The 16,833-nt window shown below is 35.2% G+C and carries 13 protein-coding genes; 3 read left to right on the forward strand and 10 right to left on the reverse strand.

Features of this window, described 5'->3' with window-relative positions; all coding sequences use genetic code 11:
- Positions 1 to 43: 43 nt before the first annotated feature.
- The 3 genes from BM371_RS11320 to BM371_RS11330 are packed head-to-tail and all read right to left on the reverse strand — an operon-like array spanning position 44 to position 2,178.
- The gene (locus BM371_RS11320) at positions 44 to 403 is read right to left on the reverse strand and encodes a hypothetical protein (RefSeq protein ID WP_034674333.1); all 360 of its coding nucleotides are present in this window, start codon (positions 401 to 403) and stop codon (positions 44 to 46) included.
- On the reverse strand, positions 403 to 1,218 hold the full coding sequence (locus BM371_RS11325; RefSeq protein ID WP_034674334.1) for a hypothetical protein: 816 nt from the start codon (positions 1,216 to 1,218) through the stop codon (positions 403 to 405). Before BM371_RS11325 ends, BM371_RS11320 begins: the two co-directional genes overlap by 1 nt.
- Positions 1,219 to 1,266: 48 nt before the next feature.
- Entirely contained in the window at positions 1,267 to 2,178 is a 912-nt protein-coding gene (locus BM371_RS11330; RefSeq protein ID WP_034674336.1) for a DMT family transporter, read from the reverse strand.
- A gap of 327 nt (positions 2,179 to 2,505) precedes the next feature.
- On the opposite strand from BM371_RS11330, the gene purE reads away from it, so the two are divergent.
- Positions 2,506 to 3,009 carry a 5-(carboxyamino)imidazole ribonucleotide mutase gene (gene purE, locus BM371_RS11335; protein WP_034674337.1) on the forward strand — a complete coding sequence of 168 codons (504 nt, stop codon included), beginning with the start codon at positions 2,506 to 2,508 and terminating at the stop codon, positions 3,007 to 3,009.
- A gap of 53 nt (positions 3,010 to 3,062) precedes the next feature.
- Here purE and BM371_RS11340 read toward each other — a convergent pair whose 3' ends face one another.
- The 4 genes from BM371_RS11340 to ahcY form a co-directional block, all read right to left on the reverse strand.
- Positions 3,063 to 4,634, reverse strand: coding sequence for a BspA family leucine-rich repeat surface protein (locus BM371_RS11340; protein ID WP_051882631.1), 1,572 nt, complete (start codon positions 4,632 to 4,634; stop codon positions 3,063 to 3,065).
- A 72-nt stretch (positions 4,635 to 4,706) separates the two neighbouring features.
- On the reverse strand, positions 4,707 to 5,099 hold the full coding sequence (gene yiaA, locus BM371_RS11345) for an inner membrane protein YiaA (protein WP_034674338.1): 393 nt from the start codon (positions 5,097 to 5,099) through the stop codon (positions 4,707 to 4,709).
- A 227-nt stretch (positions 5,100 to 5,326) separates the two neighbouring features.
- Positions 5,327 to 6,136: a hypothetical protein gene (locus BM371_RS11350; protein ID WP_034674340.1), complete on the reverse strand. Its 810-nt coding sequence runs from the start codon at positions 6,134 to 6,136 to the stop codon at positions 5,327 to 5,329.
- A gap of 135 nt (positions 6,137 to 6,271) precedes the next feature.
- Positions 6,272 to 7,588, reverse strand: coding sequence for an adenosylhomocysteinase (gene ahcY, locus BM371_RS11355; RefSeq protein ID WP_034674342.1), 1,317 nt, complete (start codon positions 7,586 to 7,588; stop codon positions 6,272 to 6,274).
- 159 nt (positions 7,589 to 7,747) lie between these two features.
- On the opposite strand from ahcY, the gene BM371_RS11360 reads away from it, so the two are divergent.
- Positions 7,748 to 8,278 carry a HugZ family pyridoxamine 5'-phosphate oxidase gene (locus BM371_RS11360; protein WP_034674345.1) on the forward strand — a complete coding sequence of 177 codons (531 nt, stop codon included), beginning with the start codon at positions 7,748 to 7,750 and terminating at the stop codon, positions 8,276 to 8,278.
- Between the two features lie 327 nt (positions 8,279 to 8,605).
- Positions 8,606 to 9,220: a 4'-phosphopantetheinyl transferase family protein gene (locus BM371_RS11365; RefSeq protein ID WP_034674347.1), complete on the forward strand. Its 615-nt coding sequence runs from the start codon at positions 8,606 to 8,608 to the stop codon at positions 9,218 to 9,220.
- Here BM371_RS11365 and BM371_RS11370 read toward each other — a convergent pair.
- From BM371_RS11370 to porU, 3 genes are all read right to left on the reverse strand, one after another.
- A complete protein-coding gene (locus tag BM371_RS11370; protein WP_034674349.1) occupies positions 9,201 to 11,462 on the reverse strand; it encodes an FUSC family protein in 2,262 nt (753 codons plus the stop codon). The genes BM371_RS11365 and BM371_RS11370 overlap by 20 nt on opposite strands.
- A 165-nt stretch (positions 11,463 to 11,627) precedes the next feature.
- Positions 11,628 to 12,794, reverse strand: a complete 1,167-nt coding sequence (porV, locus tag BM371_RS11375; protein WP_034674352.1) for a type IX secretion system outer membrane channel protein PorV — start codon at positions 12,792 to 12,794, stop codon at positions 11,628 to 11,630.
- 56 nt (positions 12,795 to 12,850) lie between these two features.
- Positions 12,851 to 16,750 carry a type IX secretion system sortase PorU gene (gene porU / locus BM371_RS11380; RefSeq protein ID WP_034674354.1) on the reverse strand — a complete coding sequence of 1,300 codons (3,900 nt, stop codon included), beginning with the start codon at positions 16,748 to 16,750 and terminating at the stop codon, positions 12,851 to 12,853.
- Positions 16,751 to 16,833: the final 83 nt, after the last annotated feature.

Genomic DNA, 16,833 nt, shown 5'->3' on the forward strand with positions numbered 1-16,833 from the left:
CTGTTTAAAATATTGAAAAAGACTGCCCAAAAGCAGTCTTTTTTTATTTTGAAACAATTTTCGGCAAATCAATTGTCCATTTTTTTTCGGTAGAATTCCATAATAAATAAGGTCCTCCTAAACCGTCATCGTAAAACAATTCATAATTTCCTTTTTCATCTTTTGTATAAACAGGTTTTGAGTGATTGTCTTTTTCTAACCCTAATTGCTCCAAAGTCTGCCAATCATTTTCTTCAGGAAGTTTATAGCTGTTCTTTCGGTAGTTTTCGATGTTTTCAATGATTCCATTTCCAGTTTTTATATCCGATTTTCTGGTTATTTCTATAGGAAGATTCCAGTAAATGGTGATTGCTAAAATAATTAAAACGATTATTGATAGGGAGATGATGAGAGTTTTTTTCATTATTTAATATCTTTCGCTTTTACAAGTGTATCTTTTTTATAATTGTAAATCATATATCCACCTACTATTGATGAATAAACAGAAAATTCTTCAAGTTTAGTAAATGGGGCATATAATCTGAAAGTACAAATATCGGTTGCTGAAATAAAAGGATTTGTTTTTAAATGGCTGTGTGTAGACATCGTCATTATGCTTCCTTCTGGCATTGCTGTCATTGTAGGGATCAATCTTGAATGAAATTTTTTGTTCGAGATAATATTTCCTTCTTTGTCTGTTACAAAAATATAATCATTTCCAAAAGGAATAACATTAGATTCTGAAGCGCCTGTAATAATATAGTTTTTATAATTTGTTTCGAAAGGAATAGTAATAATATTCAGGCTAAAACCTTCAGGAGCGCCAACTTGATATTTAGGATCAGATAATTGTGAAATTAATTTTGCACGGATATTTTTCAATGCGGCCTCATCAGAATTCAAATTTCTTTGAGATATATTTTCTTTTACAGGTTTTTTAGAATTATTTTTAAAAGAATATTCTGCAATCACTAAACTTTTATCTTTATTTAAAATAACAGTTTTTACCGTATCATTGCTTTTGTAAGTAATATACCCTCCAAAATTTTTACTTATTTTTTTATTTGCTCTTGCAAGGTCTGTAGATTGCCATGAAGAATTTTCTAATAAAAAAAGAAGGTTTCCCTCGGCTTTTATGGAATCAAGTTTTTTATTGATTTCAGAATCTGTGTATTTTATATCTTGAGCTAAATGTAATGATGAGATTAGTATTAAAACTAAAAAAAATATTTGTTTCATGGTTGTTAGGAATTAATATTATCCGAATTAAATTTATACAAAATTTTATTAAACGTCCTCAATCTTTTTCCTTTTAAAAAACTCTTTATTATAATTAATAATAAAAACTCCGACGATAATCAAAACTGCCGCAATGATAAATTTAGCAGAAATTTTCTCATTTAAAATTAACCAGCTTAAAAATATAGAAATAATCGTATTGACGTAAGCTAAAATTGAAACCTGAACCGGAGAAACCCTCGTTAAAGCATAATGAAACGCAAAAAATGCTGCAACAGAACCGAAAACAGCGAGATAGATCATTGCTGAAATACTTTTTATGCTCCAATTTTCAAAGTTATACGATTCTGAGAACAGAAAAGCAAAGCAAAGCTGTACAATTCCTGCAAAAATAAATTGGTAGAAAAGGTTGAGCGAGATATTACGGCTTTGAATATTCAGTTTTTTGGTGAAAATAGTTCCGGAAGCCCAACCTGCAATGGCGATGAAAAGATAGATAATTCCCATCCTGTAATCCGGATTTGCCATATCGGCTAAACCATCCCAGAAAATAAATAAAATTCCGCTAAAACAGAGTAAAACTCCCAAAAACGCTCTGATCGTAAATTTCTGCAATCCGATCGCAACACTTCCAAGAAAAACAACAATGGGCGAACAGGCGCTGATCAATGAAGTCAGGCTGCTCGTCATTTCTTCTTCAGCAACAGTCGTCATTCCGTTGGCTACAATCAGCATCAGCGTTGAAAATATAAGTTGATACCCTAAATTTTTCCAGCCAATCCATTTGAATTCATTTTTGCTTAAAAGAATCACCATCATAATCATGGCTGCCAGAAACTGACGAATTCCTGCCACAAACCAAGCCGGAATGGTTTCTACGGCAACCCGAATGGCAAGAAATGTTGTGCCCCAGACGATGGCGACGGTAAAAATGGCTAATGTGAGTTTGTAATTCTTCAAAGTATAGAGAAATGGGGCTGTAAAGATAAGATTTTCTTGTTGTGAATGGTCAATTTTGCGTCGCAAGTCAATTGTGAATTTACATATTCATTATCTGTCATGGTCGGATAATTTGGGTTTCTTTTGTTGAATGAAATGCCTTTGCGAACCATTAAAATATTAAGTGGTAAAAAAGCTTTGCGAATCTTTGTGTTAAAAACAAAGATGATGACAAATAGTGGCAATGAAATTAAATTTAAAATTCACAGCGAAGCAAATTGACAATTTACCATTCCCCATTCACTTCTAAAATCCTTATCTTTGAAGAATCTAATAAACGAAAGAAAAATGGTAGGAATCATCATGGGAAGTCAGAGCGACTTACCGATCATGGAACAGGCAGCAACTTTTTTAAAATCTCTGGATATTCCTTACGAACTGACGGTTGTTTCGGCGCACAGAACTCCCGAAAGAATGTTCGATTATGCAAAAACAGCAAAAGAAAGAGGTCTTAAAGTAATTATTGCCGGAGCAGGCGGAGCGGCTCATCTTCCGGGAATGGTGGCAAGCTGTACAACTTTGCCGGTTATCGGGGTTCCGATTTTATCGAGCAATTCTATTGACGGATGGGATTCTGTTTTATCAATTTTGCAGATGCCGGGAGGAATTCCTGTCGCAACAGTTGCTCTGAACGGAGCTTTAAATGCTGGAATTTTAGCCACAAAAATTTTAGGAACTGCCGATGAAAAGATTGCTGAAAATCTTCAGAAATATCAGGATTCTTTGAAAGATAAAGTTTTAGGAACAGTAAATGACATCAAAAATCAGCATCCTAATCATTTTGATCATTAAAAGTGAACTGACTCAGATATAAATAAACCTCACAACTCGTGAGGTTTATCTTTTTACTTTTTAATGAATTTGAATGAATGTATTTTATCTTTTGTGATGATTTGTAAAATGTAATTTCCAGGAACGAGACTATTTACATCAATATTTTCTTTATTTAAAATGTTCTGATCCAAAATTCGTCCGCTTGCATCAATAATTTTATAGCTTACATTTGAACTTTTTAAATTTTTGATATAAATAAAATCTGTAACAGGATTTGGGTAAATACTTACATTGTTTGAAAAAATAGCTTCGTTAGTTTTTAATATACAACTTCCTAAGACATCTCCGGAAAATGTCCAGCCTTTACCGATGAGAATATTTCTTTTGGAAATGACATTGGCAGCATATTGCATGGGCTGAAGGTTGGTAAATAGTACATTACCTGCTGTGTTGGAATTGTCTGCCCATCCTAAAAGTGTTGTGCTGTAATTTTCACAGTTCATCCCTGATCCTGCGAACATTCCGTTTGCATTTTCCAGGGAAGGAAGATTCCAGTTGCCGAGTGGTTGATTGAAAGACTGGGTCTGGCCAAACATTGATCCCATTTTTTTCACTTTGCTCACATCCCACATCTCCAGAGGCTGATTAAATACCTGAGCATTAGAAAAGGTTCCATTCATATTTATTATTTCAGAGGTATCCCAATTATCCAACGGCTGATTAAAAGCTCCTGTTGAAGAGAACATATTATTTATATGTCTAAAATTTGAAGTATTCCAGCTGTTAAGAGGTTGATTGTAAGTATTGCAGGCAGTAAACATCCATGCCGCAGTGATAACATTGGAAACGTCCCAAGAGCTGATGTTTTGATTAAAAAGTCCTCTTCCTGCAAACATATAGCTGATGTTAGTGGCAGCAGAAACATCCCAGTTATTCAGGTTGGGTGGATTGAATGCGGCAAGTGAGGGAGAATATATCTGCCCCGGAAGGTGCTGTAGAGCAAACATAAAACTGAAATTCTGAATTGTTGATGTATCCCAGTTCTGCATAAAATCATTACCTGCGAAAGCATTTGCTCTGTAAAACATTAATGAAGCATCGGTAACATTGCTCAAATTCGGTGAGTCTGTGGCGGTCATTTCCACTCTCTGGCAATTGGCAAATGCTGCATTCATAGAAGTCCATTCTATATTTCCCCACTGTTCAATGGTAAGAAGCTTATCTGCACTTCCTTTCATCTGTAATTGAGGTAAAAGAACATCTGCAGAAAAATCCATGATCTGATGTGTTGCAAATTTTATTTGTTGAAAGGTACCGTTTCCGTTTGAAACTCTTACACGGTATGTCGTATTTGATCCATCTTCTCTTACTGGAGTACCAAAATCAATTAAAATCTGACCGGTTGAGGTTACATTCTCCATAATCCCATGATGTTGAGGAAAACCAATTTCTTCCCATTGAATGGTGTAATTTGTTCCTGTTCCGGGAAACCATATCTGATTGGAAGTGGCTTGCGACGGTGCATCTACCGTTACAACAGGTGTTGATGTAATTCCGGGCTGCCAAACGGTGATGAATTCATTCTGAGCATTTGCTGTTTGCATGAAAATAACAGAAATAAAAAGTAAAAGTCTTTTGAGCATATCAATATTTTGTGAAATATAAAGGTACGAAAAATAAAAAAAAACTCACCAATTTGGTGAGTCTATATTGTTTTATTCCTGCATCATATTGTCTCGGGTGTTCTTCTGAACGGCGATGGCTCCAAATAAAGCAAGAAGATAGGCAAAGCCATAAAAACCTTTTTCACTTGGTAGAATGTTGGCATTCCAGAGTCCGATAATGAGTAAAACAATTGATGATATCGTTGCAAACCAACAGATTCCGTAATAGATGTCTGTTACTTTGATGTTTTCCATTCTGTCGCGCACTGCTTTTTGTAAAGAAACTACTGCAAATAAACCATAAAGAAGGATGGTGAAGTAATATCCTTTTTCATTCAGTTGCATTTCTGCTCTTGCCAACCCGACAATAAATCCGACCATTCCTGCTCCTAAAGCGATCCAAGATGCGGCAATAAAAGCATTAGAGACTCCCTGTTTTTTCATTAAATGTAATTTTTCTGTTTTTATTATTAACTCAAATATATGTTTTTTTGAATTGATGAAGATATTTATTTCCTCTTCGTCTGAAAGTATTTCTCAATTTGGTAAATAATAACTTACTTATTTAGCCCTGATAGAAGCGACATCCTTTTTTTTTCAAAGGGTAAGCAAAGGAAAAAAAGATATAGCGGATAGCAGGATTAAGCTCCTAAAAATACTTTGTGCAAATTTTATTGTGCTATGTACTCGTAATTGTATTTTACGTAATTATTGCCGTTTGTGTCTTTTCCGATAACCTGACTTGGCAACTGAGCACTGTTGTACTGAATATCATAAATCACCTGCTGGTTTTGCACCCAATTGCCGGCATTGTCTTTGAAACTGATTCTTTCCGAAGCATAATTGTTTTTGCTTAAAGCATGCGCACCGCCCATCATTATTCTAAAATATTTGTTGGTGAAAGTAAACGGATTCAGTTGATTGTCATACAAATACTCATGCTTGGTAGATATAGGAATAGTGCCACCCATTTCTGAAGTTTCCAGTGTGATGTTGTCACCGTTGTATGTGTAGTTTGAAACACTCGGATTACTGCAGTCTGCGGTCTGGCAAAGGGTAGAAGTAGCTACTTTTCCGTTATTGTAGGTATAGTTTATTGTTCTGTTAAAATCAGGATTGCTGTAGATTGCTTTTACATTCTGAAGTTGGTCTCCGCTGTATGTATAAAGTGAATAATATTCTAACGTGCCGTCTGTTTTGTAATAATTTGTCTTTACAGGCTTTCCTGATGAATCGTATTCGTTGGTTGAATTTCTTCCTGCAGTCGTTGTTTTTATTAATTGTCCCTGATTATTATACTGTAACGTTGAAACGGTCGTTTCCGGATTGGAGGGATTGTCGTAATAAACGGTGGTGACTTTGCTCAACAGAATTTTAGGCTCTGCAATGGGATCAATAATCATCTCGTTTTCATCTGTACTGTTGCAGCTGTTTAAAAAGACAACTGAGCTCACTAAGCCAAGGAAAAAATACTTCTTCATTCTTATTTTTTAATTTTTCAAAAATAAGAATTCCTTATTGACTTTAGAAGGAATATAAATAAAAAATCCCACTATTTTGAATAATGGGATTTTATTTTTATATGAGATCCTTCGACAAGCTCAGGATGACAATTTTTAGTATCTGTAATACTCAGGTTTGAAAGGTCCTTTCACGTCAACACCGATGTATTCAGCCTGTTCAGGAGAAAGAGTTTCCAATTCTACGCTTAATTTCTTAAGGTGAAGCGCTGCAACTTTTTCATCTAAATGTTTTGGCAACATATACACTTCGTTTCCGTAAGCTTCAGAGTTGTTCCAAAGTTCGATCTGAGCCAAAGTCTGGTTCGAGAAAGAGTTAGACATTACAAAAGATGGGTGACCAGTTGCACAACCTAAGTTTACCAATCTACCTTCAGCAAGAATGATCACTTCTTTACCTTCTTCCAAAGTATAGATGTCAACCTGAGGTTTCACTTCAGATTTTGTGTGACCGTAGTTTTCGTTCAGCCAAGCCATATCGATTTCGTTATCGAAGTGACCGATGTTACAAACGATCGCTTTGTCTTTTAATTTTAAGAAATGCTCTTTTCTTACGATATTGAAGTTACCGGTAGTCGTAATTACGATATCTGCGTTAACAACAACAGTATCTAATCTTTTTACTTCATAACCGTCCATTGCAGCCTGAAGCGCACAAATCGGGTCGATTTCAGTAACCGTAACAATAGAACCCGCTCCTCTGAAAGATGCAGCAGTACCTTTACCAACGTCTCCGTATCCGCAAACTACCACTCTTTTTCCGGCCAACATGACGTCAGTCGCTCTTCTTACAGCATCTACTGCAGATTCTTTACATCCGTATTTGTTGTCGAATTTAGATTTAGTAACAGAATCATTTACGTTGATTGCAGGCATTACCAAAGTTCCGTTCTTCATTCTTTCGTACAATCTGTGAACTCCGGTTGTAGTTTCTTCAGAAAGTCCTTTAATATCTTTTGTGAATTCTGGATATTTATCAAAAACCATGTTTGTTAAATCTCCACCATCATCCAAAATCATGTTCAATGGTTTTCTGTCTTCACCGAAAAATAACGTCTGCTCAATACACCAGTCGAATTCCTCTTCATTAAGACCTTTCCAAGCGTAAACAGGGATTCCTGCAGCAGCAATTGCAGCAGCAGCGTGATCCTGTGTAGAGAAAATATTACAAGAAGACCAAGTAACTTCAGCTCCTAAAGCTACCAAAGTCTCGATAAGCACAGCCGTTTGGATAGTCATGTGAAGACATCCTGCGATTCTTGCACCTTTAAGCGGTTGAGATGGTCCGTATTCTTCGCGGATTGCCATTAAACCCGGCATTTCTGCCTCAGCCAAAGTAATTTCTTTTCTTCCCCATTCTGCAAGGGAAATGTCCTTAACTTTATAAGGAACGTATTGTGTTGTTGTACTCATATCGTATGAATATTTTTATTTCAAATTTTAAAACGCAAAATTACAACTAATAATTAAGATAAAAAAACGGCTGAAAAATCGGAAATATGAGATATTGTAGCCTTAAATTTATTTATTTTAAATCTAAATAGTGTATTTTTGTGGTAGATAAATCTATTTATGAATCATACAAATACTCAGGAAGAAGCAAAAAGACAGGCAAAGCCACTTGCTCCAAAAGTGAAAGAACTTATTGAAAGAAGTAACAGTGTTATTCTTGCAACGGTAGATGCAGAAGGAACTCCGAATTCAAGCTATGCACCATTTGTACAGGTAGGAAATACATTTTACATTCTGGTTTCTTTTATGGCAAAACATACAAAGAATCTTGCAGACGGAAGAAAAACTTCGGTGATGTTCATCGAAGACGAATCTGCTACAAAGCAAATTTATGCGAGAGAAAGATTAACAATCGAAGCTTCGACTTCGCAGGTTGAAAGAGATTCTGAAGTCTGGAATACAGTAGTTTCTCAATTAAAAGAAACGCACGGTAAAGTAGTAGATGTTATTGCTGAAATGAAAGATTTTATCTTAATCGGTCTTCATCCAACGAAAGGTTCTTATGTAAATGGTTTCGGAAGTGCCTATTTCGTAGACGAGAATCTGGAAATCATGGAGCACAGAAACGATCAGAATCACCAATCGAAATAAGCTGGGAGATGGAAGCTGGATACGGGAAGTTTTACTACTAACTGTTTTAGTTTTCTTTGCTTTAAATAATATTGAATTCACTTGAGTCTTAGGATTTAAGTGGATTTTTATTTTGTCTAAAATTTTGCGCTTCGTTTGTCATGCTGAAAGCATCTAAGCAATATTAAAACTAAAGTATTGAGATGCTTTCAGCATGACAAACTGTATGTTAAAATATAATTTGAATAATAATATCACTTCAGAATTCGAATTGCAAAACTTCCATCACCCATCTTCCAACTTCCAGCCAAAATTTTTTTTACTAATTTTGTATGATAAACAAACTCAATGCCTCTTTACCGCGATTTTTCAGATGACAATGCTACGATTCTCGTATGGAAATACGATGAAACTGAAAATTTGGATATCAATACGCTTTTAGAGCCTGAAAATGCCGAAAAAGTAAAAGATTATCATCCGAAAAAATTGTTGGAGGTTTTGATGGTTCGTAAATTATTGAAAGGTTTAAAACCATATTCAAAAATATTATATAAAGAAAGAGAACCATTTTTGTCTCCAAAAGATGCTGAAATTTCGATTACGCATTCTTTTCCTTTTGCAGCGATTGCGATTTCAAAAAATAAAATCGGAATTGATATTGAGAAATTTAATCCCAAAATTTTGAGGGTGATTGATAAATTCACCTACGAAAATGAGCGCGGATTTATTCCTTTTGATACGGAAGTTGTTTTTTATACGATTATCTGGAGTGTAAAAGAAAGCATGTATAAAATTCATCATTCGAAACACTGGTCTCTGAAAAAACATTATGAAGTAAGACCTTTTGAATTAAAACATCTTCATTCTATAAAATGCAGGGTTCACGACGATAAAATTTCGGATGAACTAAAAGCGAGAGTTGAATTTTTCGACGAATATTGCTTTACGATTGTTGAGGAGTAATCTCTTCGTTTCTGTACTTTTCGATCACTTTTCGCTGTTCTTTTGCAACATCATAGATCAGTTCCAAAACATCGTGAATATTTTTAAGTTCCGTTAAATGAGAAATTTTATTCGGATCTCTGGTATCTAAATGTTCATTTTCCATCAATTCGGTTTTTCTTCGAAGGATCATATCTTCAATAGAAGAATCTTCGGGCTCAAGACGGCTGTCCATTCTCAAAGCTTCCGGGATTTTTTCTCCATTCAGAATTGCTGAGACCTGATTCATTTCAGATTCTATTTTTTTGCTCCAGCTTTCAGAATCAATTTCGGGATATTCGTGATTGCTGTTTGCATATTGCGATAGCGAAGCGGTATAAGCGGTAATCAGATGAGAAGTTGCTACAAACTGATGCACGACTTCAAGTTTTTTCTGCTGATTTTTAGGATCAGAAATCATTCTCTGAAAATTATCGGAAAGATTGGCTAAAGAAATAATGGCGTTTTTCCGCTTTACTTTATAATTTTCCACATCGAAATTCTCATTCAGAAATTTAGACATCACACTGTGAAAATAGGTGAGATTAGATTCTGCTGATTTTTTCATTAAATCTAAATTCTGCGTATGCTCCCAAACCGGAAGTACAATGTATGAAACCAGAAATGCAATGATTCCTGCAATAATGGTATCTACAATTCTGTCTTTAAAAATTACGTTTACATTTCCGGGATTCAGAAAATTAAAACTCATAAAGACATAAATCGTCATAAATAAAACCGCCCAGAAATATCTTCCCTTGAGTAAGCTGAAACATAAAATCATGCTCAAAAGAAGAATCGCAAACAGAATTGCATTTACGTGAATGAAATGCAATAAAGCATAAGCAATCACCGCTCCGGCAACTGTCCCGAAAAACCGCAGAAAGTTCCGTTGTTTCGTTATGGAATAGGCTGGTTTTAAAATAGCGGTAATGGTAATTAAAATCCAATAGGTATGACCAATTTCTACAAACGGAAGCAAAGAAACCAGATAACCTAACAAAAGCGCAACGGTAATTCTTATCGCGTGGCGAAAATGTGATGAAGAAAGAGAAATATTGCTTTTTAAAACCTTAAAATTGATTTTCTGTTCATTAGGCATGAATTTTTTCAAATCCAAACCTGTGGAAAGACTTTTTGCCAATCTCACATTCTGAGAAAATACCTTATAAATCTCATTGATTTCCTTTGTAATTTCGTTGATGCGCATCATGATTTGTCGTAAAATCATGAAGTTCTCAAGGTTGTCGGGCGTCATTTGTCTGTTTCTCAGTTCGAAATAATGAACATTAAGTTCATGCTCCCGATCATGAAGATTGAAAATCGGTCTTGCACGAGTACTGCTTTGCAAGGAAATTCCAATGTTGGCAATTTCCTCGGAAAGAATATTCAGGTAATCATGTATTTTAACTAAAATTTCGGTGTCTTCAAAACTTTGCTGAAGTTTTTTGTAATCACTTTCAGAAGTCATGAGCTTTTCATGAAGATCCATCGAATTAAGAAACATCAACATCAATAATCGGCTGATTGTTGTTGATTCATTAACGATTGTTCTTGTTTTAAAAACAGTTTCACGGGTTTCTTCCTGCAGATTTTTTATTTCGATCTGTTTTGCAATAACCTGTAGACTCAATTTATTAAAATCAGGATTTTTCTGATAATAATTTGCTTTAATTCTAAGAAATTCCGAGAGCTGGAGATAATTTTCACCAATCATCTGACTGGCAAGTTTATACGGCTGTATCGTTGTTACAATCAGGAAAATTAATAGAAACCAAATGCAGCCTGCTGCAAAAATAACAAGACTTTTAAGAATATTTACACCGGTTAAATGTCCGTCAATAAATATGGCTAAAACGACCAAGGCTAAAGAACCGACTGCCGCCAATCTTTGTCCATACACTCCGATCAGGGAAAAGAACATTCCAAAAACGACAATTTCTAAAAGAACAAGCGGAATTATTCCTTTGACTAAACTAGCAATTAATGCAACAACTACAAAGCAGAAAATGGCAAAAGTCAGTGAGTTTCTGCGTCTGATGAATGGTCCCGGCTGATCGGTTAAGGCCACAAAGCTGGTTCCCAAAGGAAAAAGAAAGTATTCTTTCAGGATTCCGAAGTAGGAGAGAACTAAACACGGGATCACCGTTGCCAATGTAATTCTGATGGAAGAATAAACATATTGGCTGGTAACGATTTTTTTAAGCTCCGAAGAATAGTTCATACTGCAAAAATAGGGGTTATATGTGAATTGTCAGTTTTACTTCGTAAGTGAATTATGAATTTTTATTTAATATTTATCAAAATGTCTATAGAGATTTATTCAAAATTATAGAAAATAAAAAAAGCCTCATAAAATGAGACTTTTCAAAACTTTTATATGATGTTTTTAATAATCTACATTAGATGTTTCATCACCGATGTTCCAGGTAAGACCGAAACGAAGAGTGTTATCCAAAGCAGTATTAATTTTAGACATATTGATAAGGTAAGAAACATCAAGACCGAAAGAACGGTATTTCAAACCGATACCTGCCGTTGCAAACTGTCTTGCTCCCTGCTCTTCACTTTCGTGGAAATAACCTGTTCTTACAGAGAATGCATTGTCATAAGAATATTCTAATGCACCACTCATCATGATTGAATTAGGATTTTTGAATGATTTTCCGATCCCAGACATTACCCCAACGTTTGGTACAGCGTAGATCGGCTGTCTTGTATTCGGGTCTGTACCTACAAATTCTGACCCAGGTACTAAGATTTTAGAACCTTCCACAGAAATTCCTACTCTGTTCATATCGTCAAGATACATATCGTATCCAACCCCTAATCTTGCCATTGTAGGAAGGTAAGATCTTGAATTTTCGTCACCTGTATAATCTAATTTAGGACCTAAATTGCTGACTGCAAAACCGGCATTTACTTTACCATCCATACCTCCGATACTTGAGAATCTTGGTGATGTATAGTAACCGGAAACGTCTACTGCAAATGTGTTTGCAGGCTTAAGGGTAGTATCTGTGTTGAATCCTCCGGATAAATCTGAACGGATGAATCTACCAGTAACAGCCATTGAATAAGAATCTGATAATTTCAGACCGTAAGCAACGTCGATTGAGAATTCGTTTGGTTTTGAAACCCCGTTTGAAGTAACGGTGTTGTCTACACCAAGCTCAGTAAGTTCTACTTCTCCCATATTGAAGTAATAGATACTCGCAGAGATGGTAGATCTTTCTTCCTGACCTAAGAATTTATGGAAAGCACCGTACAATAAAAATACATCATTGGTTAGTTTTCCCATATATGGAGTGTAGTTTAAACCTACAGAAGAACTTGTTCTGCTAAAAGGATATTTTGCCGCATTCCAGAATTGTGAGAAAGCATCAGGCGAAGTTACCACACCCTGATCCCCCATACCTCCTGATCTTGCATCTGGTGCGATTCTAAGGAATGGAGCTCCGGTTAATACAGGTCTTACCTGACTCAAATCTTGCGCGTAGCCTAAAAACCCAGCACTCAAACCAATCCCTAAAAGCAGTTTAGTAGTTAAATTCATATGTTGTCTTTTATATATTATCAGTTTTTTATTGATAGTCCTATTTAATTATTTATTTACTTCAAAAGTACCATTTTTTCTACAGCTGTAGCACTACCTTTGCATTTTTCTTGATTTTGACTTTTTGCAAATATCTTAAAAATATACGTACCTTTTGCAACTGTGTCACCAAAATCGTCTTTTCCGTCCCATTCTATTGCCTGACGTGGCGTTCTAAAGCCCTGTAGGAAAGGTTCTGCGACTACAACATTTGTTAAAGTTCTTACCAGTTTTCCTGTAATGGTGTAAATCTGAACGTTTACATCCAAAATATCATCACAATTATGTTCAAACTGAACGTAGGTCTTATTGGTGAAAGGATTTGGCCAGTTTAGCGGTTTGTTGATAATCAGATGCTGATCGGCTTCGTCTTTAACCTCAAAGTTTAACGTTTCGGTTGTTGAATTATTGTTTATGTCCCAAACTTTAAATGTTAATTGATGTTGTCCTAATGCAAGGTTTCTGAAAGGGTAAGATACATTTCCTTTCTGATAGTCTGCTAAAGCAGGATTTAAACATCCATTTCCTTCCCCTGAAGAGAAGAAGTCATTTAAAACGACTGTGTTAATAATTTGTCCGTCCAAATATACAGTAATATCGTGACCAATACCAGAACCTGTTGAATTTATTCCGGTATCATCCGTTAAACAAGCCAAAAGCATAGGATTCTGATCTGTGATTCCACCGTTTGCGAAATTGGTATTGTTCATGTAAAGTTTCACCTTCGGCGGTTCGTTATCATTAATTCCGTTAGGATTAAGATCACCAACTCTTACCGTCTGATTGTTGAATACATCAATAGATTTGTTATCTGCATATCCTAAAATTCGACCATCTCCTACAGCATAGTTGATGTCTTTCGGTACGTAAAATTCAACAGTAAAGACTCCGTTTACCGCAGTTCCTGAAGCTTTTACAATGGCGCTTCCTTCTTCTGTATATTGTAGTTGCGGAGTAAGACCTCCGTCATTATTTAATGTGGTTTTATTTAGTCTTTTATCAAAAATATTAATAACAACCCTTCCGTTAAATGTAGTATTTACAGTTCCGTTTGGATTATTAATATGACCAGTTACTTTCACGAAATCTAATCCTCTGATCAATCCCGGAACCGGAGATTCTATATTATCAATCACCAATAATCTTTGCGGTCTGCTCAATTTCATTGCCGGATCTCCCAAAACATTTACTTTTAAATGGTTTGAATCTCCAGGTCTCAATTTTTTTGCATTTAAATGGGCATTCCCGATGGTATTGAAATCGTCACCGGTCATTCTAAACATTTCTTTTGTATAAAGATCAGTAAACAATTCACCATATGAAACACTTACAGCTCTGCTTGAGGTAATCATCGCAGCAGGACCTCCCTGTTTTAACTTGATGAATTGCTCGCCTGCCGAAAAAGTAGAAGGTTCATCCCACAGTGTAAATTCACAGGTAATGGTTGAAACAAATGGAAATCTGCTGTAGACATTAGAGAAATTATTAGAGTTTTGAATTTCATCTGTTGTTAAAACTCTTTCCTGAGCCCATCCGTTAATACCTCCATGCCCGAAATAGAAAAGATAAAGACTGTTACCAATATCATTTGATATTGCCTGATTTACCTGAGGATACCTTTGACCACCTGCCGTACTTTGTGCCTGAAAAGCATCCAGATACAATTTTCTTACATTATATTCTTTAAGATCAGTTACAGCCGGAATTTCAAAGGTATTTACCAATGAATTGTTCATGGTATTATGAAAAGGTGTACCGTTGTCTCTGTCATCATCCACTATAAAATCAAGTTTCATTCTCCATTCTCCAAATGGGGTCGATTGTCCCGGTAAAGAATTATAATAAGCCAATGTTTTATCAATCATATTGGCTGCTTCGGTAGGATTTGCAGCAGGTAATCTGCCTATTGGTAGCGCAGGAAGATTGTTGTATAAATATTCTGATGTCTGAGGGAATGTCATGACAATATAATCATCAGTTACATATGAAGCCACAAAATCTGTTGATTCCTCACTTTGATAACTTGAAACGATGTTAGAATTATTAGAAATTCTGTTTTTGTAATCGTAAGAAGTGTCACCCAAAATAAAAACATATTTCAAAGTTCCAGAAGGCGTATTGAGTTTGGTAATAAAATCTCTTATAGCAGTAATATCTTTGCTTCCACTTCCAAACTCGTTATAAATTTTATCAGTATCTACAATCTGAACATTATAATTGTTTTTTGTCTGATGATAATTGGCAATTCTCTGAGCCTGAGACATAAATGGAGGAGTAGTAATGATCAGATAATCTACATTCTGCAATGCAGAAAGATTCTGGTTGGCAATTCTTCCTACAAACTGCGGAGAAAATGCCGCATCTGCTCTGAAAGCAACAAATTCATTGTTGAAATTAGGATTAGAAGCTGCATACCCAAAGTTAAAACTTCCGCTTCCGGTAGCTTTATTTACCCTTCTGTTAGCATTGGTAATATCGGTAACATCCCAAATCTGCTCCATATTTCCTGTGTTTGAAACACTGAAGCCATACTGTGTTCCAGTTCCTGTTGCCAGAGAAAAATCTCTGAAGTTCATTTGCGAACCATTGTATTTCAGGTCTTCTTTATATTGTACTTCTACATAATCCAGATAAAATGTACCATTAGGATTTGTTGAAATGTCTGGTTTGTAATTAATCGTAATCTGATTTCCCGAAAGATTGTTGATAACTCCGGTATATTGAACAGGATAAAAATCAGGGAGAGGGTTGAGTCCTGTTGATACAAGAACACGAGAATCAGGATTTTGACCATTGATATTAAAATCAATTTTATTATTCTGTGATCTCCAAGCAACAACATTTGTTCTGTAACGGATGACGTCTCCACTTTGTATCGGTGAATTAAGGTTAAATGTAACAGCTTTATCAGTAATAAAACTTTGATCTTCCACCCAAATTCGTCCAACTTTCACTAAGTTTCTCTCATCTTTATTGATAACCTGATAGTCATCATATCTTGAGATGAGAGTTGTTGCAGGTAAATTTACATCAATATTCTGTACTCTTTTTCCTTCTCCTTTGTCAAAATTGATATAATAATAAGAGAAATCTTCGTAAATATTCTTCAGATTTTCACTGCGGTCATTTCTGCCATCCGTTCTTTTAACACCATTTCCATTGGATTTATTGTAAAGATTATAACCATTTGGCCCCTGTGCATAAAAAAGTGCATAATCATTATCATTCCACACCCCATCATCTTCACCCACAACCTGTATAGCATTTTCCTGAAGAGCGCTGTATTTTATATCCTGATTAAATTCTGGCAGCATCACACCACCATTTCCATATATTCTGAAGTTTTTTGGGTTGATATTAGACGGGTTCATTCCATTGTCTTTCAGAAATTGGGTCGTTACTCTAAAAATACCTGATTTATCAACTTTAATTTTATAAAAAGTTCCACTAGAAAGCGGGTTTTGTGTTGTTCCAACTTTAGCGGCCGAAAAGTTTGAGGCTAAATTATTGGTTTCAGTAATATCAAAAGATGAGAGTCTTTGAACTTTCCCTTTTACATTCTTAAAAAGACCAACGTGCACACTTGCATATCTTTCCCCCTCAGAATAATAGTAGTTGATATCTGCAATATCATAATCCTGAATTAAATTTTTATCTAAATCAAATAAATCCTTAGTAGATACCGTTTCCCATATTAGATTAGATACACGAAGCTGTTTTTCTCCGGCCTTTTGCTGATTAAATATAAAAATATTATTTTGGCTGTAAGAAAAACCTTCATTTTTAAAATTCGGAAGATTCACTTTTACATCACCATAATCTTGAATTTTGGCACCATCCCAGTTAATAGAAACTCGTTGAGCCCAAGAGATTGATATAAAAGCAAATACAAATAAGAGAGTTAATTTTAGTCTCATGTTTATGTCTGAAATTTCTGAATTACAAAATAAATGAAAATTTTATAATTAAATTGTGATACCATAAAATTAATTTGTTAAGA

The sequence above is a fragment of the Chryseobacterium formosense genome (genome assembly GCF_900116415.1).
Lineage (GTDB): Bacteria > Bacteroidota > Bacteroidia > Flavobacteriales > Weeksellaceae > Chryseobacterium > Chryseobacterium formosense.